This is a genomic window from Leuconostoc inhae (assembly GCF_019656015.1).
In the GTDB taxonomy this organism is placed as follows: domain Bacteria; phylum Bacillota; class Bacilli; order Lactobacillales; family Lactobacillaceae; genus Leuconostoc; species Leuconostoc inhae_A.
In genome coordinates, this window is sequence record NZ_BPKW01000008.1 from 55,903 (window position 1) to 77,774 (window position 21,872).

The 21,872-nt window shown below is 35.8% G+C and carries 26 protein-coding genes, 1 tRNA gene and 1 other annotated feature; of the genes, 23 read left to right on the forward strand and 4 right to left on the reverse strand.

Going from position 1 to position 21,872, the window contains the following annotated elements:
• Positions 1 to 112: 112 nt before the first annotated feature.
• The 7 genes from K5Q14_RS06110 (at position 113) to K5Q14_RS06140 (ending at position 2,862) form a co-directional block, all read left to right on the forward strand.
• Positions 113 to 406, forward strand: a complete 294-nt coding sequence (locus K5Q14_RS06110) for a hypothetical protein (RefSeq protein WP_220734946.1) — start codon at positions 113 to 115, stop codon at positions 404 to 406.
• 289 nt (positions 407 to 695) lie between these two features.
• Positions 696 to 911 carry a hypothetical protein gene (locus K5Q14_RS06115; protein ID WP_220734947.1) on the forward strand — a complete coding sequence of 72 codons (216 nt, stop codon included), beginning with the start codon at positions 696 to 698 and terminating at the stop codon, positions 909 to 911.
• 230 nt (positions 912 to 1,141) lie between these two features.
• Positions 1,142 to 1,369: a hypothetical protein gene (locus K5Q14_RS06120; RefSeq protein WP_246587585.1), complete on the forward strand. Its 228-nt coding sequence runs from the start codon at positions 1,142 to 1,144 to the stop codon at positions 1,367 to 1,369.
• A gap of 129 nt (positions 1,370 to 1,498) precedes the next feature.
• Entirely contained in the window at positions 1,499 to 1,663 is a 165-nt protein-coding gene (locus K5Q14_RS06125; RefSeq protein ID WP_220734948.1) for a lactococcin family bacteriocin, read from the forward strand.
• 18 nt (positions 1,664 to 1,681) lie between these two features.
• Complete coding sequence (locus tag K5Q14_RS06130; RefSeq protein WP_220734949.1) at positions 1,682 to 1,900, forward strand: hypothetical protein; 219 nt, start codon at positions 1,682 to 1,684, stop codon at positions 1,898 to 1,900.
• A gap of 92 nt (positions 1,901 to 1,992) precedes the next feature.
• Complete coding sequence (locus tag K5Q14_RS06135) at positions 1,993 to 2,184, forward strand: hypothetical protein (RefSeq protein ID WP_220734950.1); 192 nt, start codon at positions 1,993 to 1,995, stop codon at positions 2,182 to 2,184.
• A 498-nt stretch (positions 2,185 to 2,682) separates the two neighbouring features.
• Positions 2,683 to 2,862: a hypothetical protein gene (locus K5Q14_RS06140; protein WP_220734951.1), complete on the forward strand. Its 180-nt coding sequence runs from the start codon at positions 2,683 to 2,685 to the stop codon at positions 2,860 to 2,862.
• 843 nt (positions 2,863 to 3,705) lie between these two features.
• On the opposite strand, the gene K5Q14_RS06145 is transcribed toward K5Q14_RS06140, so the two are convergent.
• Positions 3,706 to 4,431, reverse strand: a complete 726-nt coding sequence (locus K5Q14_RS06145) for a response regulator transcription factor (protein WP_220734952.1) — start codon at positions 4,429 to 4,431, stop codon at positions 3,706 to 3,708.
• 5 nt (positions 4,432 to 4,436) lie between these two features.
• Positions 4,437 to 5,621, reverse strand: coding sequence for a sensor histidine kinase (locus K5Q14_RS06150; protein WP_246587587.1), 1,185 nt, complete (start codon positions 5,619 to 5,621; stop codon positions 4,437 to 4,439).
• 271 nt (positions 5,622 to 5,892) lie between these two features.
• Here K5Q14_RS06150 and K5Q14_RS06155 point away from each other — a divergent pair, with 271 nt between their 5' ends.
• From K5Q14_RS06155 to trhA, 5 genes are all read left to right on the forward strand, one after another.
• Positions 5,893 to 6,006, forward strand: a complete 114-nt coding sequence (locus K5Q14_RS06155) for a bacteriocin (protein WP_220734954.1) — start codon at positions 5,893 to 5,895, stop codon at positions 6,004 to 6,006.
• Between the two features lie 456 nt (positions 6,007 to 6,462).
• Positions 6,463 to 6,861: a fluoride efflux transporter FluC gene (locus K5Q14_RS06160; RefSeq protein WP_220734955.1), complete on the forward strand. Its 399-nt coding sequence runs from the start codon at positions 6,463 to 6,465 to the stop codon at positions 6,859 to 6,861.
• On the forward strand, positions 6,858 to 7,196 hold the full coding sequence (locus tag K5Q14_RS06165; protein ID WP_220734956.1) for a fluoride efflux transporter FluC: 339 nt from the start codon (positions 6,858 to 6,860) through the stop codon (positions 7,194 to 7,196). The genes K5Q14_RS06160 and K5Q14_RS06165 overlap by 4 nt, the downstream gene beginning before the upstream one ends.
• A gap of 57 nt (positions 7,197 to 7,253) precedes the next feature.
• A complete protein-coding gene (locus K5Q14_RS06170; protein ID WP_220734957.1) occupies positions 7,254 to 8,135 on the forward strand; it encodes a DegV family protein in 882 nt (293 codons plus the stop codon).
• Between the two features lie 111 nt (positions 8,136 to 8,246).
• Entirely contained in the window at positions 8,247 to 8,885 is a 639-nt protein-coding gene (gene trhA / locus K5Q14_RS06175; protein WP_220734958.1) for a PAQR family membrane homeostasis protein TrhA, read from the forward strand.
• A gap of 83 nt (positions 8,886 to 8,968) precedes the next feature.
• Here trhA and K5Q14_RS06180 read toward each other — a convergent pair.
• Positions 8,969 to 9,041 (reverse strand) — tRNA-Lys (locus K5Q14_RS06180).
• A gap of 189 nt (positions 9,042 to 9,230) precedes the next feature.
• Between K5Q14_RS06180 and K5Q14_RS06185 the strand changes: the two genes are divergently transcribed.
• The 7 genes from K5Q14_RS06185 to K5Q14_RS06215 all read left to right on the forward strand — a co-directional run bounded on the left by K5Q14_RS06185 (position 9,231) and on the right by K5Q14_RS06215 (position 15,785).
• A complete protein-coding gene (locus K5Q14_RS06185) occupies positions 9,231 to 10,076 on the forward strand; it encodes an undecaprenyl-diphosphate phosphatase (RefSeq protein ID WP_220734959.1) in 846 nt (281 codons plus the stop codon).
• 110 nt (positions 10,077 to 10,186) lie between these two features.
• Positions 10,187 to 10,444, forward strand: a binding site (T-box leader).
• A gap of 186 nt (positions 10,445 to 10,630) precedes the next feature.
• On the forward strand, positions 10,631 to 11,650 hold the full coding sequence (locus K5Q14_RS06190) for a uroporphyrinogen decarboxylase family protein (protein WP_220734960.1): 1,020 nt from the start codon (positions 10,631 to 10,633) through the stop codon (positions 11,648 to 11,650).
• 6 nt (positions 11,651 to 11,656) lie between these two features.
• Positions 11,657 to 12,661, forward strand: a complete 1,005-nt coding sequence (locus tag K5Q14_RS06195; protein WP_220734961.1) for a uroporphyrinogen decarboxylase family protein — start codon at positions 11,657 to 11,659, stop codon at positions 12,659 to 12,661.
• A 13-nt stretch (positions 12,662 to 12,674) separates the two neighbouring features.
• Entirely contained in the window at positions 12,675 to 13,535 is an 861-nt protein-coding gene (locus K5Q14_RS06200; protein ID WP_220734962.1) for a transporter substrate-binding domain-containing protein, read from the forward strand.
• Positions 13,536 to 13,559: 24 nt separating this feature from the next.
• Positions 13,560 to 14,282 carry an amino acid ABC transporter permease gene (locus K5Q14_RS06205; protein ID WP_220734963.1) on the forward strand — a complete coding sequence of 241 codons (723 nt, stop codon included), beginning with the start codon at positions 13,560 to 13,562 and terminating at the stop codon, positions 14,280 to 14,282.
• Complete coding sequence (locus K5Q14_RS06210; RefSeq protein ID WP_220734964.1) at positions 14,279 to 14,998, forward strand: amino acid ABC transporter permease; 720 nt, start codon at positions 14,279 to 14,281, stop codon at positions 14,996 to 14,998. Before K5Q14_RS06205 ends, K5Q14_RS06210 begins: the two co-directional genes overlap by 4 nt.
• A gap of 1 nt (position 14,999) precedes the next feature.
• On the forward strand, positions 15,000 to 15,785 hold the full coding sequence (locus tag K5Q14_RS06215; RefSeq protein ID WP_220734965.1) for an amino acid ABC transporter ATP-binding protein: 786 nt from the start codon (positions 15,000 to 15,002) through the stop codon (positions 15,783 to 15,785).
• Between the two features lie 97 nt (positions 15,786 to 15,882).
• On the opposite strand, the gene K5Q14_RS06220 is transcribed toward K5Q14_RS06215, so the two are convergent.
• Positions 15,883 to 16,533: an NAD(P)H-hydrate epimerase gene (locus tag K5Q14_RS06220; RefSeq protein WP_220734966.1), complete on the reverse strand. Its 651-nt coding sequence runs from the start codon at positions 16,531 to 16,533 to the stop codon at positions 15,883 to 15,885.
• Between the two features lie 135 nt (positions 16,534 to 16,668).
• Here K5Q14_RS06220 and K5Q14_RS06225 point away from each other — a divergent pair, with 135 nt between their 5' ends.
• The 4 genes from K5Q14_RS06225 to atpB all read left to right on the forward strand — a co-directional run bounded on the left by K5Q14_RS06225 (position 16,669) and on the right by atpB (position 21,829).
• The gene (locus K5Q14_RS06225; protein ID WP_220734967.1) at positions 16,669 to 17,292 is read left to right on the forward strand and encodes a carbonic anhydrase family protein; all 624 of its coding nucleotides are present in this window, start codon (positions 16,669 to 16,671) and stop codon (positions 17,290 to 17,292) included.
• A gap of 48 nt (positions 17,293 to 17,340) precedes the next feature.
• On the forward strand, positions 17,341 to 18,852 hold the full coding sequence (locus tag K5Q14_RS06230; RefSeq protein WP_220734968.1) for a peptide chain release factor 3: 1,512 nt from the start codon (positions 17,341 to 17,343) through the stop codon (positions 18,850 to 18,852).
• A gap of 560 nt (positions 18,853 to 19,412) precedes the next feature.
• Positions 19,413 to 20,684, forward strand: coding sequence for a solute carrier family 23 protein (locus K5Q14_RS06235; protein ID WP_220734969.1), 1,272 nt, complete (start codon positions 19,413 to 19,415; stop codon positions 20,682 to 20,684).
• A gap of 419 nt (positions 20,685 to 21,103) precedes the next feature.
• Entirely contained in the window at positions 21,104 to 21,829 is a 726-nt protein-coding gene (gene atpB / locus K5Q14_RS06240; protein ID WP_220734970.1) for a F0F1 ATP synthase subunit A, read from the forward strand.
• Positions 21,830 to 21,872 lie beyond the last annotated feature (43 nt).

Sequence of the window (21,872 nt, forward strand, 5' to 3'; positions counted from 1 at the left end):
TCAACGTCAAAAAGTGACCGTTCATGTTGTTTTTATGGGAAGTAAGAATATATTTGTGTATATTGAGTAGTGAATAATTTGCGGTCACAATCACCGCGTTAAAGGAATCAATATGATAAAGAAAATACTACTTTTTGTACAATTCAGAATAGTTGTTGCTTTATGTTTATTGTTGGTATTAATTGGGCTGAGTGATCAGCAGCGGTTCGATATGTTGTCACAACAATTTATGCTTGCGATGTTAAATATTTTGCTGACGTTAGAATTTTGTTTACTGCTGATATTTGCGTATTTGTCTGATAAAGTGTCAACTGTTTGGGCGCAGTACTTGGCACGAAAATCTTGGCAATACGTATTTTTATGGACAGGTATCGTTGGTGTATTCCTATTTAAACGGAAAAAGTAACTTAAGCCTTTGTACTGCTGATAGTGACAATAGATGAAAGGAATTATCATATGAAAATTAAACATCAAAATTCAACACAGCCAGTCAAGATGATTATCACGTCAGATACGGTTATGAAGTTCAGCCTAAAAGTGAGTATCGTTTTTTATGCTTGTTATCTTATAGCGTCATTAGTGGGATGGGTTAAAAATGATGACACAGTGACAATAGCGATACTGTTATGTTTGTCGACTTCGTTTTTAACTTCACAGTAGGCGTTAAATAAAGCATAAGTCAGGAATTTTATATTATGAAACGTCATTTTTTAGCATTCACAGCACCAATTAAAAAACTAGTAATAAACACAAAGTTAAATATTGTTGTGCATGCAGCATTTATCATATTAACCGTTATCTTAATATTGGGTGATACAGGTATTGTGGGAAAAATTAGGGTAGTCGAACAAAATTATACGATTGCCCTCGTTTTTTATGCTTTATTTATTAGTTTACAAGATAAATCTTAAGTGCTCATCAATTAAAATGGTTATTTTTTCAATAATTGATGTTGAATATAACAAAGTTAATTGAAAAATGAATACATTGCTGGTATTTATACAATCTGTTTTGAATTATGTCTTATCAATAAAGCGGTTCGGAATTTCAGTATAGAGGGCAATGAAGCATAATGAAATTAAGATGTATTATTGTATATCATGTCAGTAAAAGTGAGCGATCACTTTCTAAGGAGTTGTTGATGGTTATGGGCAAAAGTATGATTTTTAAAATCGCTGTAAAAGATGCTGGTATGACACTAGCAGCTATACTTCCAATTATGGTTTTTGCATATTCTGTTAAAACGTTTCTGCTATTGGCTGGTCTCATTATTATCAGTATTTTTATTTTTTATATGGTGGACATACTCTTTTTATCCTATACGCATATTGGAAAAAACAGGGTTGCTAAATATGCTAAAAAATTATAACAATTAATTTCAACAGTTTTATTTGAAATTATAGCCGCAGAAATTGGAGTATATGATTGATAACTTATTATTTATTGTAGTTGATGATTTAATTGTGGTTAGTTTAAGTAAAAGAAAAGAGGAAAAAATTTGAATTATCAAAACTATAAAAAATTATCTGATAGTGAATTAAGTGAAGTTAATGGTGGTTTGGTACCGGTCATTATTGGCGGGGCTGTAGGCCTGTATCTTTTGAAAGATGGATGGACACATTCAGATCAAATTGCCAAGGGGATTAAAAAAGGATGGGGATAAAAATTAGAGGAAATTTATATGGAGAAGACAGTCCGCGTTTTTTTTGAAAATGTGCATCCGATTTATGTTGTGATAGTTATTTTAATTGGCATCAGCATTGGAGATTTTTTAAATAGTTTAATTATCAAAATTATTGACAGTTTCATCATAAATACAATTGTTGGTGGATTGTCAGTATATTTCACCTTGATTATAGCCAGTTACATATGCTATTTAAAAATGAAGCAGGGAAAATAATCAGATTTTAGTATATGTGAAACAGTAATCAAGGGTTAACATATGATGTTATCATTTTTGACTAATGAAAATACAGAAGGATAAATAGAAAAATGAAAAAATATGAATTAAATGAAATGGTTCAAAAATATAAATTAACGACAATTAGCAATGAAGAGTTAATGATTACGGTAGGTGGTTCGAATGACGGATTTTGGACGGGATTTGGATATGTTGTTGGAAAAACAGCAAGAGGTGGATCTAATGCAGCAGTTTATACATATAAACATCTTTTAGTTTTATAAGAACAGAATTGTCATTGGTGAGTACAACATTTTAACTAAAAATCGATGGCTACGGAATAAACGGCTGTCCATGGGCTCAATGTTTTGTAGATATTTTGACGTGAATGGCTGATTTAAACCTTTCAGTGCAGTAAACAGACCATTGAGGTTATTGATGTATCAAACGTTACTTTATCAGCGTATATTGAATGTATTCGTTGCGCAACGATAAAAAAATATAGGACTGCTGTATTTTGAGATGATTATATAGTTAATGTTGTTCTGAGTATCGTGAACTGTAGATTGGAAATAAAGTGGTGCGGAATTTCAGTATGGGAATAAATAGGTATATTGATGAAAAAGACGTTCGAAGAATTTTATAAATATCGTTATTGGATACTTTTTACAATTGTATTTTTTGTAGGACTTGAAATAGGCGTGGTTATTGGATTAAATGCTGTTAACCATGGTTAACGAAAGTCATTGAAAAATATTGTAATATACAGAGAGAAATCAACTATGACTCATCAAGACAAAACAAACAGTGTTAATGAATTTCAATCATTAACACATCAACAGTTAGCAGAAATCGAATTAAGCAAAGTGGCAGGTGAAAAAAACACATGGCAGGGTAACGTTATAGGATCAGTAGGTCTAGTTAGAGCTGTTATTGATGTTCATTTCGGGGAGACTGTATAATTTAATATGATGATATTAGTAATTCAGGCATGCATAGGTGTTCTGACTATGGCATCGTTTATAGACGTTATCCTACATGGATTAAAGTCGAATCAAAAAAAGTTTAAATCAGCAGATATATCTTATCTTCTAGTTTTTTTGGGATTAGGATTAACGTTGAATCAGCTATCTTACGTTAACGTATTGCTTACGACCCTTGCAGCAGTTAGTCTGTGGATTAATAACAGGAAGTCAGAGTAACATATCTGATAGCAGTGAGTGTGACTAGAAAGTCACTAACTAATATTTTGTTAATAGTTATTTTACTAAATTAAAACTAAGAACAGGTAACAGTATGAAAAAGAGTATATTTTCGGAATTCGTGTCGCTCAATGAGAAACCGTTGGAAGCTTTTAGTGGTGGGCGAAATACTTGGCAACAAAACGTTAGTCAATCTTTGGGTACGCTGTATTGATTAGAAACTTATTAATTATAGTAGTTGCAATTCTAACCATTTTCGGTTTTATTGCTAGTGCATTGAGAATATTTGGTAATAAGGAAAATAAGTCACTCACACTAGAACTTGTAATTTTGTTTTTAGGATTGTCTTATAGTTTATGGCAATTATCTTATTTTAGTATATTAATTGCTACCATAGGAGCATTAGGCGTTTTGGTGGAGACAAAAAATAAATAATATGTTTAACAAATATTGAGCGTTGTTACTTATAAAAGCTATGTAGACAATATGTATGTGATATCAGTTTACAACCTGCATCATTAATAATTATAGCTTGAGTTGCTTTGCTATACACAGCCAAAAACCGGTGACAATGCTACTAATAGCATTGTCACCGGTTTTTAGTTATAAAATATTTATCAATGCTTTCACTTTTCGGCGTGAGATCAAGCAGGTTGATTGATTCTTAAAAATAATGATATTATTAGCTTTATCGATCTGTTCAACATTATTAGTATTGACAAGATAAGCACGATGGCTACGAAATAGACGACTATCCATGGCTGCAATGTCTTGTAATTGGCCTGTAAATTCCATGCGTTGCGCAACACCAACGAGCACAATTTGACGCGTTCCGGGTTGTGTTTCAAAATACAGAATATCACTAAAAGGTATTTTAAAGTGAGCCTTTGGTGTGTTGAATTGGAATAAGTCGAGTGGCGTATCGATGTTGAATTGTTCAACGACATGTTGTAAATTATTTTCTAGTTGTTGCTTAAAATCTTTGGCATCTTGATCTTTTGCAATGAAATCTAGTGCGGATACGTGATATTTGAAAGTGAGCGATAAAAATTCAGAGTGTGTTGTTACAAAAATAATAGTGGCATATGGATCATGGTTTCTGATTGCTTTGGCAACCTCGAATCCTTTTTTATCGGAACCTTTGAGTTCAACATCGAGAAAATAGAGGTGATGTGTACCACGACTAGTTAAAGTAGTGAGTAACTGTTCCGGTCTAGAATAGGTATTGATTTGCTGATAAGACCAATCATTTTCTTGCAAAATTTCAACTAAATAGCGCTTTAATTTTTGTTGTTGTATAATGTCATCTTCTAAAATATTGATATGCATAAAAATTATCCTTGTGTAACCAATGTTTGGCTGAATTTTTGGTTGGCGTGTGCTGTTTCTAAGTGTGCTTGTTCATAATCGATTAAAATCTGTTGCACGCTGTGTAGGCCTGTGCCATGGTCGTTTCCTTTTGTTGTGACACCATGTTTAAAAAGTTGATGAATTGAACTCGTTTCTTCGGTGGTGGCATTTTCAATGATGAAGCGATTTTCTTTTTGTACCGGATCGATAATCACGGCAATATGAATAAATGCGTTAGCAGTATTTTCGCTTGCTTCGATAGCATTATCAAGTAAGATGCCTAGAATTCGAATGTAGTCAAGCGTATCCATGTGGCAGCTTGTCCACTGTTGTTCAATTTCAATTTCGGTACGAATGCCCTTTTCCAAAGCATAGATAATTTTATGAGATAATAGGCTTTTAATAGCGGGGATCATAATTTTTGATAAGACGCCTAGAGAATGGTGATCGTGATTCAGTATGTTAGGCGATTTTTGTAATACGTTATTATATATTTCGCGAATTTGTTTTATATCACCATTGTGGATACTTGTTTCCAGACTAATAATTAAATTAATATAATCGTGACGAAAGCCATTAATGTTGTTGTAAAGTGTTTCAATTTCCGTTGTGTAATTTGTTAAGTTATTTAGTTGTTGTTGTCTTTGTTCTGCTAATTGTAAATTAAAGTAGTTTTGGGTAGTGTTTTTAAGATAAATTAATAGTGAAACAACGCTAATAGCAAAAAAAATATTAACAGTAGCTTTATACTCGTTGTTTTTAAATAAGGGGATTAACAAGTAAGATAATAAACTTAGAGATAAAAGTAAGTTTACGAATTTGAATCGATTGCTTTTTTGGAAATATTGATTTTTTCGAATAATTGTCAAGTTCGGGGAGATTAATTTAATAATGAAATATTGTAAAATGCCGATAATGACTGGTGATAAAATTGTTTCGTACATAGTTGTTGTATTATATGAAAGGAATCTTATCGGTAAAAAGATTGTACCAAGTGACTGAATAATCGTACCAAAAGCCGATACACTCAATACAGCGTATAGCCCGTAAAAGTATATGAGGTGAATGCTTTGGGTTCGCCGATTAAATTTGAATCCTAATGTAATCAGCAAGACTACTTGTACAATGTGACCAAATGTACCTAAAATATATGCTGTCAATGTGGTCATTACTAGGAAGATTAGGTAATATTCTATGTGCCATTGAGTTTTACTTATTGCACAAAATACAGTGAATTTTATAATTGATAACAATAAAAGGCCAAACACAAGATGAAGTAAAATTAATAAATTCAAAGCAAGTCCCCCCAAGTATACTAATATTTTACACTAATAAGTAAACGTTTACCATTAAATATCCTTAATAATGATAAGACATGACAGTTGTAGTTCTATTTAATATTGCGTATAATTTATCAAATAAATGAAAAAGGAAAATTTTATGGTAGAAATAGTAAATTTTGAAGAATTAAGTGAAGAAGCATTGATGCAAATTGAAGGTGCGGGCTTCTTAAGCAAGTTACAGATAATAGTTAGTAAATCACAGTTTTTTTGAAAATGATTACTAACAACAAAATAAACTAAAAAGCATTGATTGAAATTTTCAATCAATGCTTTTTAGCAAGTACTGCTATTTTTTCTGCTGTCGTACGCGCATGACTACACGGATTAATGATAAAAATAATGTGATGTTAAACCAAAAGCCGTAGAATTGCGTGAGCGTACTCGTTGTAAGTGTGACTACTAAAATAGCGAGCAACACCGCCTTCATTGTAACGCGTTTAAATTCGGACGCTGTGATTGCAAAACGCGCAGGTTTGAGTAGTGAAAAAATAAAAAGTAATAGCATATAGCTGGTCGGCAAAATATAATATGAAAACATCGGAGCCCCTTCACTAGTTGGTATTGAATAAAAAAATCAACCTTTATATTGTGTCATGAACCTGATAAAAAAGCAATGTGACAAGCGTTTTTTTTGCTCATTACACTTAAAATTGTTAAAATGGTACTTATGCAAAAACAACGTCAATTTTTAAGTGAATTGCTGCTTGTTGGATTCGGTGGTGGCATTGGTGGCAGTTTACGCTATTCACTCAGCTTGATACCAATTATTGGGCACTTACCAGTTATAACAATGGGAATTAATTGGTTAGGCGCCTTATTACTTGCCATGCTTGGCGCATATTTAGCCAAAAATAGCAATCGATTAACGCGATGGCAACCAGTCATTGGAACAGGCATTATTGGTGGGTTCACGACATTTAGTACAATGATTTTACAGTTTAATCAATTACTTCGCCATGATGTTTTCGGCGCGTGGTTGTATATTTTATTGACTGTTTGTGGTGGTGTTGTCATGGTCACTATAGGACAATATATTGGTCGAATAATAGGTGAGGGTACGCGATGACTTTATTATCGGTATTTATAGGTGCTGCACTAGGGACAATGTTGCGATACTTAGTTATCATGTTTTGGCCATTTCATACACCTATTTTTACAGCTGTTTTCGCGATTAACTTAGTTGGGGCATTATTTATGGGCATGCTATTTGCAAGTCATCAAGTATCTGATATGCATAATTTTTTGTCTGTCGGTCTACTAGGCGGTTTGACAACATTTAGCACGATGATGGTTCAAAGCGCACAACAACCACTGTACAAGCAATTAATTTATCTCGTGGTACAATTAATTGGCGGCATGCTATGTTTTATTGTGGGTGTCGCGTTAATCAGTATATTTTAAAAAACGATTAAGATAATGATGCACATTGTCAATTGGTGTATTCATTTTGGAGAAAAAATGTCTAAAATAGCAATCATTAGTGATTCAGCTTCAGCAATACCAGCAGCAATTCGTAATCGTTATCACATTTTTCAAGTAAACGATCCGATTATTTTTGGTGAAGAAGTCTATAAAGAATCAGTGGATATTCATGATCTGGGCGAATTAGTTAAGATGATGAAGGATAAAAAAATGGTAGCGTCAACATCGCAACCGGCTCCGGGTGACTGGGAAGAAGTTTTAAATGTTGCTAAGTTATCTGGCTATGATCAAGCGTTGATTGTGCCTATTTCTTCAGGATTATCGGGTGCCTACCAGACAGCACGTCTAGTAGCAGAATCATGTCAAGATCTTTCAGATGTTCGGGTATGGGATTCGAAGTTTGCCGTAATGGGATCAGGCATGCAAGCCGTCATGGCAGCTTTTATGGCTGAAAAAGGGCACACGTTAGATGACATCATTGCTGCTCTACACACTTTACAACAGACCTTTGATGTGCGTTTTGTTGTCAATGATATTTCACACTTACAACGTACCGGTCGTTTATCGCGTGGTGCAGCCTTGGTGGGTGGCTTACTTAACATCAAACCAATTCTATCGATGGATATTCAAGATGAAGGTAAAATCGGTGCAGTCGGTAAGGCTCGTAAAATGAGTGGGGCGTTAAAAGAAATTAAGACAGCACTTAATCACTATTTAACACAAGTTGATTTTCCGGTTCGTGCAATTGTTGTGGATGGCAATGATCCCAAACTTGGCGATAAGTGGTTGAAAGACCTGCAACATGACTATCCAACAGTTAAATTTGAACGTGGTGTCATCGGTGCTTACATCGGTGTGCATACGGGTGACGGTGCAATGGGCGTTTTATGGGCGCGTGACTGGGAAACGCTTGTCTAAAATTTTCAATAAATAATCCTATAACTGAAAAAGTTGTGGGGTTTTTATTGTTAATAAAATAGGGAAGCATGTTATAATATTAACAATAAATTGATTTATGGGGACCACTAAATGCAACGATCTAAACGTTACCAAATTACTTACGAAGTGTTAAATGCTGTGACACATGGGCTAGGATTTTTACTGGCTGTGTTAGCAAGTATTGCCCTGGTTTTTCATGTCTTAAGACGACCGGTGACGGCCTTTGAAATAACTGCTATTGTAATATATGTTAGTACTGTTGGCTTTTTTTTACTCGCTTCAACACTTTTTCATTCTCTGGTATTTACACGCGCTGCTAAATTATTTCAGTTTTTTGATCATGCTGGTATTTATTTTGTTATTTTAGGCAGTTATACACCATACACTTGGTTGTTGATTAAAGGATGGCAAGGCTGGGCCATCTGGGGCGCGATACTGACCATGACAATTGCGGGATTTACCTATGATTTATTCTTTGTAGGCCGTTGGCCTTGGGTATCTGTCACTATTTACATGATCATGGGTTGGCTAATCGTCTTAGCGATGCCAATTTTGTGGGGTGTTTTGTCACCGGTTGCCTTTTGGTTTTTAGTTGCCGGTGGCATCACGTATTCTGCAGGTACAATTTTCTATTTGATACCAAAAATTCCAATGGGACATGTGTATTGGCACGTATTTGTCTTAGTTGGTGCCGGCTTAATGTTTGCCAGTATATATATTAGTTTATAAACAAATAACCGAAGCAGTGGCTTCGGTTATTTTAGTACGCGGAATGGATCAAAAAAACCAGTATTTCTACTGGTTTAACTTAGTGGACAGCCAGGGGCTCGAACCCTGGACCCACGGATTAAGAGTCCGTTGCTCTACCAACTGAGCTAGCTGTCCATACAATTATTTTTTACAACATATAATATAATACCATGCAGGTTTTCAAATTACAATACTTTTTTGAAAACCTGCCAATTGTGGCACAACGTTACAATATAGTATAGAATGAAGAGAGTTAAATTGGAAGGAAACGTGACGTTTTCTGGGTAAAATAAACCTGGTAATTGGTCACACACGCTATAGCATATGTTAGATATATTAAAATCAATTATTATTGGTATCGTTGAAGGTATCACCGAATTCTTACCAGTATCGTCTACTGGTCACATCATTTTGGCAGAGGCTTTAATGGGGATACCTGGTGGTAGCGTCTGGACTAACAGTTTCAAACCAGTCTTTGATTATGCCATTCAGCTTGGTGCAATTTTTGCTGTCATTCAGCTTTACTTTAACCGATTAAACCCATTTTCATCACAAAAAACGTCAAAAGAACGTTTTCAAACTTGGCGTTTGTGGATAAAAGTAGTTGTGGGTGTTATTCCAGCAATGATATTTGGTTTATTGCTCAATGATTTTATGGATGCACACCTACTTAATTTCTGGGTTGTTTCCGCAACTTTAATTATTTATGGTGTTGCCTTTATTTTAATCGAAAATCGTCAAAAAAATATTGCCCCTAAAATTACAAATGTTAACAAAATAACTTTCAAATTGGCATTATTCATTGGCCTATTCCAAGTTTTGTCGTTGGTTCCTGGTACATCACGCTCAGGGGCTACAATTTTGGGTGCGGTTATCCTGGGCGCATCACGATTTGTAGCGGCCGAATTTTCGTTCTTCTTGTCTATCCCAATTATGTTTGGCGTGACAATTTTAAAAGTTGGGACATTCTTATTACACGGTGGCCGATTTACAGGTATGCAAAGTATTGTGATGCTCGTTGGTTTCGTTGTATCATGGATTGTGGCCTTCTTTGCTATTAAAGTAATGATGCGTTACATTCAAAATAACGACTTTAAGATTTTTGGTTGGTATCGTATTGCAATTGGTGCGATCTTCTTGCTACTTGGTTTTGCTGGCTTCGTTAAATAATATAACGCTGTGCGTTTAAACTTCGGTTTAAACGTTTTTTGTTACCTATAAATAAAAAATGATAATAAAAAGATTGACATTAGAAAATGAGCGTTATATAATATTTCCAACGTATAACATTGAAAAGATAAGTACCTATTGACATGATTGAATAGAGAGCTAACGCTTGGTGAAAGTTAGTATGATGCCAATTGGGAAAATGGTCTTGGAGTTAAAAATGATGTGAGCTTTACTGGTGAAGTAAACGTCATTCGGGTACACCCGTTACAGTGTCAGAGTATCGAAAGCAATTTTTTCCGTACTTGGTAAGTGTGTATAAGTAATTATATGCAAAAAACGGGTGGTAACACGATCATGTCGTCCCGCAGCTTGAGTCATTTCAAGCTGCGGGATTTTTTGTTCTGAAAATGTGAGGAGACAAATAAAATGTCCTATTTAATGATTAAAAGAAGATCAATTTACTTAAAAGGTTTAGGAATAGCCAACACTCGAATGTGACTCTTAAAAATGAATTTGTTATGTTTCTAATTTATTTATCTTTTTAAGGAGAATACATGAGTGATATAAAAAATATAGTTATAAATCATAGCAATCAACAGGTACCGGTTGGGTTTTGGTACCATTTCTCAGCAGCTTCTGGGGTTGATCTCGATGCCTTTAAGGATCCTGAGATTATTGATCGCACGGTAAGTGGCACGCAAAAACTTGTTGATAGTTTAGCACCAGATTTTGTTAAATTAATGAGTGACGGCCTATTTAATTACCAATTTAATTATCAAAAAAACAGTGAGCATCGCACAATTTATGATGCTTTAGCGCCAATAACAGATGATCATCCGTGGCTAAAACAAACGGCAACGTTGATTGCCAAACAACGCGCAGTAATAGGCAAGCGAAAGTGTTTCTATAATATTTTTTCACCAACAACGCTACTTAAATGGGCGTTGGTGAAACAAGAAAATGGTCAGCATGACAAAGCAAATGCTGATAAAACATTAGCAACTGAAATTTTAAAGAACCCTGATGCGATCAAACAAGCTTTGCAAGTCATGACACAGGATGTCATTAAACAAGTCCAAACAGCCATTCGGGCTGGTGCCGATGGCATTTACTATAGTACCCAAGTTATCCAAGATCAGCGGCTTGATCAAGATGATTTTGAAAAGTTCGTTGCCGATACTGATCATCAGGTGTTGCAAGCAGCTAATAAGTTATCGGATGTCAATATTTTACATATTTGTGGTAACGGTGGCGCTAGAAACAACGTACATTGGTTCCAAACTTATGAAGCAGCAATTATCAATTGGGCAACGGATATTGAATCAGTATCGCTGCGTGAAGGTAAACGTATTTTTCCGAACAAAACAGTTTTAGGTGGCTTTGGTAACACAAAGTATGATTTATTGTATCAAGGAACAAAAGCAGACATACAGCAATATGTTCATACACTGATTCAAGAAACAGGTCGTGATCATTTAATCATTGGGGCAAATTGTACAGTGCCACGTGACATCGATCTGAACCGTCTACGTTGGGTGTCAGAAGCAGCACAGCAGAAGAAAGTAAAGGCATAATTACATATGAGTAATCAACAAGCTATATTAACAGAGACAAAAAAAGTCATACCAGTCAGTTTTTGGCGCCATTTTGCCGACGATGAGACCGTTGATGCACTAAAGCATCCAGAAGAAAATCAGATTAATATTGAAGGGCACAAGGCATACATTGAAGCGGTACAACCAGATTTTGTTAAATTAATGAGTGATGGTTATTTTAATTTACCCTTGGATGGTGTGGATAACCCAAAAAATATTGACGATTTGAAAAAGATTCAGGTGATTGCCGATGATGATGATTGGTTATTACGACAAGTCGATTTGGTCAAAGCGCAGCGCCAGGTGATCGGTAATCGACAAGCATTTTATAACATTTTTTCGCCGGTGACACTTTTGAAATGGGCTTTGTTTGATAGTAGTCAAGAATTACCAAAACAAGGAGATGAACGCTTAACACAATTTTTTATTGATTACCCTGATGATATAACACATATATTAGAGGTTATTGCACAAGGTGTCATCAAGCAAATTAAGGCTGTTGTAAACGAAGGCGGTGCAGATGGTGTCTACTATAGTACACAAGAGCTTCAAAGTGATCATTATAACCACGATCTTTTTGATCACATACAAAAAAAGATCGACTTATCAATCATTGCAGTCATTAACGAAGTGAGTGATGTTAATATTTTACATATTTGTGGCTACAGTGAGACAAAAAATCATTTGTCATGGTTTACTGATTATGATTTACCCATTGTCAATTGGGCAGTTAAAATTGAAGATGTTTCTTTGCGCGAAGGGCAAGATATTTTTAAGGATAAAATCGTTTTGGGTGGTTTTGGTAATAATACACAAGATATTTTGTACCAAGGCAGTCGAGAAGAAATTGAAGCAGAGGTTACGAATGTCCTAGCAGATGTTGACACAAGTCGTGTCATTATTGGTGCGGATTGCACCGTACCGCGTGATATTTCAATCGATCACTTGAAATGGGCAATTGACGCTGTACATCAAGTTGCTATTGTGTAATGAGGAGAAGAGAATGGTTAAGAAAAAAGGATTGATTATTGGTGCCGCTGTGGTGGTCGTTGTTGTCGGAGCAGGTGCAGTCGTTCGTCATTTGAATGCAGATAGTACAAAATCGGCACAAAAGGTGCGAACAATTAATGTGGCGCATACACAGAATTATGTGCCCTATGACTACGCAGAAAATGGCGTATCTAAAGGCTATGAAGTTGATGTGTTAAAAGCAGTAGATAAACTGTTGCCAGATTATAAGTTTAAGTATCATCCAACGTCAGATGAAGATTTATTAGTGGGATTGGATTCTGGTAAGTATGATGTCGGCGTTAAAGGTGCTTGGTGGACAAAAGAGCGCGCACAAAAGTATATTTTACCAAAACAAGCAGTTGGCGCTTCTATTATAGGAATTACCTATAGGAAAGATGATAATTATAAAACATTTGCTGATTTTGCTAAAAAGTCAGGTAAATTGGTGCCGATTTCACCGCAAAATGGGCAATATACGGTCGTACAGGATTGGAATAAGGCACATCCAAACGAAAAAATTAATCTTAAGGCAGCCGATCAATTTACTGTCGGGGATGCTTATAATTGGGTGCTAGAAGGTCGGTATGACGCTTACTTTGATGTCAAGGTGAATTACCAAAATTCTGTTGCGGCTGCTAATGGTGCTTACCATAAGTCAGCTGATAAATTAGCTTACGCGCCTTATAAGGGAATTAAGACCTATCCAATTATTAGTCGTTCAAATAAGGATAATTCACGTTTTGCTAAAGAATATGACCAGGCGATTAAAAAACTACAAAAGAATGGCACATTGACTAAATTATCACAAAAATACTTTAAAGAAAATGTTTGGGACTTTGTTGGTGATAAATAACATCAACAAAATGAAGGAGTGAATATGCCGCCATTTAGTTTTAAATTTTTAGTATCTGTTTTTGGTGAAGTCTTACCTTATTTGCCAGTTACTTTGCTTATTATTGTCACATCAACTATTTTCAGTACCTTATTAGGTGTACTTATTGCCCGTGGTCAATTAAGTCAATCATCAGTATGGCGTGGCATATCTCAAAGTTATGTGTTTGTATTACGTTCTACACCGCCGATTGTATTACTATTCTTAATTTTTTATGGGTTGCCAAAGTTATTATTATTAACGCTAAATATCAATATCAATGATTGGCAAAAGTCGATTTTTGTCGTGATTGCCTTATCATTATTGTTTGCATCTAATTTAGCTGAAGTATTTAAATCAGCTTATTTATCTGTTGACGGTGGACAGCGTGAGGCAGCATTGATGGTTGGTTTATCAGAATGGCAAGCTTTTTATCGCGTGACATTACCACAAACAGTTGTTGTTGCTTTGCCAAATTTTGCCAATACGATTGCTGCATTAATTAAAGATGCCGCGTTAGCATACGTGATTGGATTAGTTGATATGATGGGTGCAGGAGATAATTTAATTTCTCGCAACTTTGGGCATCATTCATTAGAAACATATCTTGCACTGGCAATGATCTATTGGATTATATTTATCGTCGTTGAACAAAGTACAAAATACTTAGAGAAGCACCTAAGTCAGAGTCAAGTGATTGCATCAAAGCGAGTGGAGGTTACAGCATGAATATACCATTTTTAATTCATACTTTTTGGTTAGCAATCAAAGCTATCCCCATGACGCTCTTAATTACTGGTGTATCGGTATTGATTGGCTTACCATTTGGATTTTTACTCGCGTGGATTAAAATCAAGAAAATTAAGATATTATATCCATTAACGATTATCTACACATCACTCATGCGTGCCACGCCGATGGTGTTGTTGATTTTAGTATTCTATAGTACATTACCTAGTTTACTGAATGTTATTTTAAATCGGCAATTACATTTGGGAATTAAAATATTTGATGTTAATCCAGCCATTTATGCCATTGTTGTATTTGCGTTAATTGCTGTGGCTAATTTGTCAGAGGTATTTCGGTCTGCTATTTTAACAGTTGATCCGGGACAACAAGAAGCAGCTATGATGGTCGGCCTATCACCATTACAAACCTACTACCGCATTATTGTGCCACAGGCACTTGTGTCAGCTATTCCTAACATTGGTAATTTGACTTTAAACATTTTAAAAGGGACATCACTTGCTTTCATGATGACTGTTCAGGAAGTTACTGCAGTGGCGAAAACAGCTGCAGCGTATACGTATGATTACACTGAAGCCTATATTGACATCTTTATTGTTTACTTCATTTTAGGAGCCATACTCCAATTAGGATTTAAATTTTTGGAACGTTATTTAAGTCGACATAAAATCCGCGGCACAGTTAGACAAGGAGCATAGCATGTTAAAAGTTAAAAATTTTAGAAAAAAATATCAACAACATGAGGTGTTAAAAGGCATTGATATTAAGGTTGATAAAGGGGATGTTGTGGCGTTACTAGGACCATCAGGATCTGGTAAAACAACTTTTTTACGGGGTCTTGCTTTCTTAACACCAGGTGACTCGGGGCATATTGAATTTGATGATCAAAAAATTGATATTCAAACAGCGACTTCAGAAGAAATTAAACAACTACGTCAAAAAATGGGTTTTGTTTTTCAAAACTTTAATTTGTTTGCCAACAAAACAGCTCTCGAAAATGTTGAAGAAGGCTTAGTTATTGGACGTCATATACCTAAAGTGCAAGCAAAACAAACAGCGCTGGAAGCCTTGAAGAAGGTTGGGTTATTAGACTTTCAAAATCACTACCCGAGTCAGTTATCTGGTGGCCAAGCACAACGTGTTGGTATAGCCCGAGCAGCAGCGTTGAACCCTGAAATTATTTTATTAGATGAACCAACAAGTGCACTAGATCCAGAACTTGTAGCAGATGTTTTACAAGTCATTAAGCAATTGGCTGATGAGGGTAAAACAATGATTGTCGTGACGCACGAAATGGCCTTTGCTAAAGATGTCGCCGATAAAGTGATATTTATGGACAAGGGATTAATTGTTGAACAAAATAATCCGATTGAATTCTTTGACCATCCTAAGTCACCACGACTAAAGGAGTTTTTGAGCCGTATTAGTGCAGCTACAATAGCACATAATGGTTTTGAATATGAAAAAGCGATGATCATTGAATAACATGTTATCGCCATTTAACCATGAATATAAAAATATCGTATCGTTTAGACTATTAATCTAAACGATACGATATTTTTGTCTAATGGCATGATACGTGTTATTTTTCTGGTAACGAAAAATTGAAATCGGTTGGTGTTAGTAAACCAATATCTTTGACAATCACATTACCTGATAAATAACCACCAACACGTTGCGTTAAGCCAATTTTATTATAGCCAAATGTGACAGTTGTATGTGCTTTTAAGGCGGCCCCACGAACTTCGCCAGTTGTTGCATCAATACCAGTTGGCGTATCAATAGCAATGACTGTTTTCTCGATGTGATTGGCAGCTTTAATCATTTTTTGCAGGCCTTCAGGTAGTAAATTATTCAATCCTGTTCCAAAAATAGCATCAATGATGAGGGTAGCTTCGTTGAAGTCACTTTTTTCAGCGCGAACAAGACCATATTTTTCAATGATAGCCAGTTGACGTTGAACACTTTCTTTGGCACGAGAGACATTACCCACAAATTGCAGAGAAACATTGAAGCCTTGTGCATATAAAAGTCTTGTGATGGCAACGCCATCTGCGCCATTATTGCCAAGTCCAGCCAACACCAAAATATGATCTAAATTAAAATGTCCCGCACCAATGACGTCAAGTACTGACAAAGCTGCTCGTTCAATGAGTACATCTTGCGGCATACCAATCGTTTCTACAGTATAAGTATCAATTTGTTGCATTTCAGAAGCAGTTACAAGTTGCATTATAGTCACTTTTCTTTCTCAATCTTATTTTTATTATACAGGATAATGATGTATAAGTGGACGTGTTTTATGAGATTTCTTAATGTTCGGGTCTAAATTTGATACAATATAAAATAAATGTTTTGCGAGGGTAATATGAAGCACTTAGATTATAGTCAACAAGAGGCTTGGCGTGAAGCAGACGATACGGTATGGCAGTCCCCTATTGCCATTAATAGCAAACAGACACAAACTGTTATGGCTTCCGATTTGGCACTCACTTTTAATGGGCGAACACAATATGATGATCGTATTGTAGGCGAGCAATTTTTAGTTTCTGGTGAATTAATTATTGCCAGAGAAAAGTGGTCATTAGAACGCTTTCATTTTCATGATGGTGCCGAACATACTGTTGACGGCATACGTCATGATGTTGAAATTCATTTTGTCTACCGACGTGAAAATCGCATTTTGGTTTTGGCTGTGTTTGGCGACGTATCAAACCAACCCATTGACACGCATATTAAAGATGTATTTGCAGATACAATAGATGCCAAAATATTGGCTAATTGGTTACCTAAAAGTCATTCATATTATAGTTATGTAGGTTCTTTGACAACACCGCCCCTCGGTGAAGGTGTCACATGGGTGATACTAACGGAAACAATTTCGGTAGGTGTAGATGATTTAGCAATCATACATGAACATTATCCAGATAACTATCGTAAGGTGCAAGATATTGCTGGTCGTGATGTGTTATCAGTTCGTGTCACAAAATGATTCATTTTTTTGTTGTGAAACACTGCTATATCAGGTAAACTAAACATTATGGAAAACTTTCAAGAACAATTAAAAAATCGCCGAACTTTTGCTATTATTTCGCATCCCGATGCTGGTAAAACAACGTTAACAGAGCAATTATTACTACATGGTGGTGTTATTCGTGAAGCTGGAACAGTTAAGGGCCGTGGCTCACATAAATTAGCTTCATCTGATTGGATGGCGATAGAACAGCAACGTGGTATTTCAGTGACTTCTTCTGTTTTACAGTTTGATTACGATGGTAAACGTATTAACATCTTAGATACTCCGGGACATGAAGATTTTTCAGAAGATACTTATCGGACACTGATGGCTGTTGATTCAGTTGTCATGGTTGTTGACGCTGCTAAAGGTATTGAACCACAAACTAAAAAATTATTTGAAATTGTTGCACAACGTGGTATACCCGTTTTCACATTTTTTAACAAAATTGATCGTGATGCCAGACCTGCATTAGATTTACTTGATGAGCTAGAAACGATTTTGGGAATTCAAGCGTATCCAATGAACTGGCCCGTCGGCTCAGGCCAAATATTACAAGGTATATACGATTTACAAAAGCAAACGATGGTACCATTTAAGAAAGCAACTGCACATCCAGAGATTGTTGAAGAAACAATGGATGAAGTTGAACTTCTACGTGATGCTGGTAATGCCTTTGACCAAGAAGCAATTGCGCATGGCAAGTTAACACCTGTATTTTTTGGATCCGCGTTGGTTAATTTTGGTGTGACAGAATTTTTGCGTGAATATTTAACCTATGCGCCAGCACCTGCTGCTATTAAAACAAATGACGGTGAAATAGTGACACCAGATCAGCCACAATTTACTGGTTTTGTATTTAAAATTCAGGCAAATATGGATCCACGTCATCGAGATCGCATTGCGTTTGTCCGCATTGTTTCTGGTGAGTTTAATCGGGGAATGGATGTCATACTAAGAAGAAACAATAAAAAATTAAAATTATCTAATGTGACACAATTTATGGCCGAAGAACGTGAGAATGTTCAAACGGCAGTGCCCGGTGATATTATTGGTGTTTATGATACCGGTAATTTTCAAATTGGGGATACAATTTACGCTGGTAAAAAAGCGGTACAATTTCCGGATTTACCAACATTTACACCCGAATTATTTAATCGTGTGATTGCTAAAGATGTTATGAAGCAAAAATCATATCACAAAGGAATTGAACAGTTGGTACAAGAAGGCACAATTCAACTGTATAAGTCATGGCAAGGCAGTGAGTATATTATTGGCGCTGTGGGGCAATTGCAATTTGAAGTTTTCCAATTCCGTATGGAAAATGAATATAATGTTGAAATTCAATTTGAACAGATCGGTTCAAAAGTAGCGCGTTGGATTTCACCGGAGCAACTAGATGAAAAAATGGCCTCTAGCCGTAACTTACTAGTAAAGGATCGTTACGATCAACCGGTGTTCTTGTTTGAAAATAGATTCGCTATGAATTGGTTCCATGACAAGTATCCAGATGTTGTACTAGAAGAAAAGATGTAAAAACTGTTTCATAATAGGACGCAGTTTATTTGATCAAAATAGCGTAAAAGCTATTTTTTATTTAAATATATTGTAAGCGCTTACAATATATGCTATAATAAACTTAACAAATAAAGAGGAGGCCATGAATGACGCAAAACAATTTGACAGAAATTGAAACTTCATGGACTATTATCTTGTAGACGACGGTTAATAAATAATAAATTCCTTTAGGAATAACATTGACAAATGATTTGAGTGATTAACTAGAGTTACAAGGGTTCACCAACTACAAATAATACAATTAAACGCAGACAAAAAGCTGTCTGGACGCCGGATAACGATGGTGTAGTTGTGGTGAATCGGCGAGAAGCAAGACGATAATCTGTTGTAGATATTTCAGCAACAACGATGCGTTTGCAGCGCAACTCATAATTAAATAAACTGAGGACCTGACATAGTAAAACACTATGTTGGGTTTTTAGTTTATAATTAAAATGTTTGAAACTTTGTCAGTTTGCATCATATTTTGACTATTTTAGGAGGACGTACACGAGAAGATAGACGTGTACAATAAAGGTATGACAACGAAACAGAATAATGCAATTTATGATTTGCATGACAAACCACCATTTTTTACATGGCTTGGTTTATCATTGCAACATCTTTTCTCGATGTTTGGCGCAACGGTTTTAGTGCCACTATTGGTTGGTTTAAATCCGGGGGTGGCATTGTTTACTTCGGGTGTGGGAACATTACTACACTTGTTAATTACACGAGGTAAAGTGCCAGCCTACATGGGATCTAGTTTTGCTTTTATCATTCCAATGGCCTCACTCATGAAAACAATCGGTTATCCAGCAGTGGCGCAGGGTATTATTTCCGTTGGGTTGGTTTATCTGATTGTGGCTTTTATTATCACGTTTACTGGGACGGCATGGATTGATGCTATTTTTCCAGCAGAAGTTGTTGGTCCAATCATTATGGTTATTGGCTTGAGTTTAGCTGGTTCAGCAGCCAGTTCAGCAACCACAGTCAATGGTAAATATGATTGGAAAATTTTTGTGGTTGCGCTGATGACATTATTAGCAACGATCGCTTTTAACATGCTTTTGAAAGGATTTTTGGGCTTGTTACCCATTCTATTAGGTATTATTTTTGGTTATATCCTGGCGCTGTTATTTGGTTTAGTTGATTTATCACCAATTGCTGCAGCACACTGGTTCCAATTACCTGACTATGAAACATTTATTGGCAAGGATGGCTTTAAATTTTATCCAGCCGCTATTTTAAGTATGGCCCCGCTAGCATTAGTCACTTTGTCGGAGCATTTAGGGCATTTAATGGTATTATCAAAAATCACAGGACATGATTTCTTTGTTAATCCTGGTTTAAAACGCACTTTGACTGGAGATGGTGCGGCCTCTGTTGTTGCAGGATTAGTTGGTGGACCAGCGGTCACGTCGTATGGTGAAAACATCGGGGTCATGCAACTTAGCCGTGTTTATTCTGTTTGGGTTATTGGTGGTGCGGCATTTTTTGCAGTAGTCTTTAGCTTTATAGGTAAATTATCAGCGTTAATTTCAACTATTCCAGGTGCTGTCACTGGTGGTGTTGGGTTTATGCTTTATGGTGTTATTGCAGCAGCTGGCTTGCAAGTTATTGTTGATAACAAAGTTGACTATAGTCAGAAACGTAATTTAATGATTGCAGCACCGATTTTGGTTGTTGGTATTGGTGATTTTCATTTACAACTTGGGACACAAGTTAATTTTTCCGGTGTGGCTATTGCCACATTATTAGGCATTATTTTGAATCTTATTTTACCAAAAGTAGCAGCTAGTGAAAAATAAATAAAACACCCAAAAAATCCGATATTGTTGTCGGATTTTTGTTTGTTTTATCACAAGTCTAATGGATATTGACCGCTATCTTATAAACTTGTTCTGCATGAAGACGATAAAAAAAGGCGCTTAATAAGCATTGAAATAGGTACGGAAATGTTGCGTTAAGTTCTAAAAAAATCAAGGTTTCACCTGAATTTATTAAGAATTTTAACAGGATATAAATAATTAAAAGCAAAGCAGATTTTAATAATTAACCGTTACAAACTAGCATACCAATGCTCTGAGTGAGAATGTCTTATTTCTTTGTGAAAAAGTGCCATAAAATAGTTGTATTTCATTTTCAAAGGCGTATTATAGGTTTATACGTTATGACGAATAGCCGTTTACGACCATTTCGCCAAATTTATTGAGAAAGGAGAAGGCGCATGGATGAACCTACGGCACCGTTTGAGTTTCTAGGCCTTACATTTGACTGGGGTACGATACTTTCAACGTTGCTGGCTATGGCAATCGTTGTGATTGTATCGATTCTGCTCACACGAAGACCTACAGTACGACCAGGTAAGCGACAAAATGTGATTGAATACTTACTTGACTTTACCAACGGTATTATTGGTGGGCAATTGAAGAAGCAGCAGGCACGCCAATTTGGTTTGTATGCATTTACGCTGTTTTTCTTCATCGTTGTATCAAACGAAATGGGATTATTACTTCAATTGCAGTGGACTGATGGGGTGACTTATATTAAATCACCAACAGCAAGTCCTATTGTAACAATGACGTTAGCAATTATGTCTTTGACGATAGCCCACAGTATTGGTGTAAAAGAACTTGGCTTTAAGGGATACCTTAAAAACATGTTATTCACACCTTATGCTTGGATGTTACCGTTAAACATCATCGAACAATTAGCTAATTTCTTGACGTTATCATTACGTTTGTTTAGTAACATTTTCGCTGGTGAGATGGTGTTGACACTCGTGTCAACTAGCTTAGCATGGCCGGGACACTTAAACGGGTTTTGGAGTGTGTTGTCATTACCGATTGAAATGCTCTGGCAAGGATTTTCACTTTTTATCGGCGGAATACAAGCCTACGTGTTTGTTATTTTGACAGGTGTATTTATTTCACAATTGTCAGGGAACGATTAAAGAGTATCCAAGCAAATGAGATTTGTGCCACAATTTGACTAGC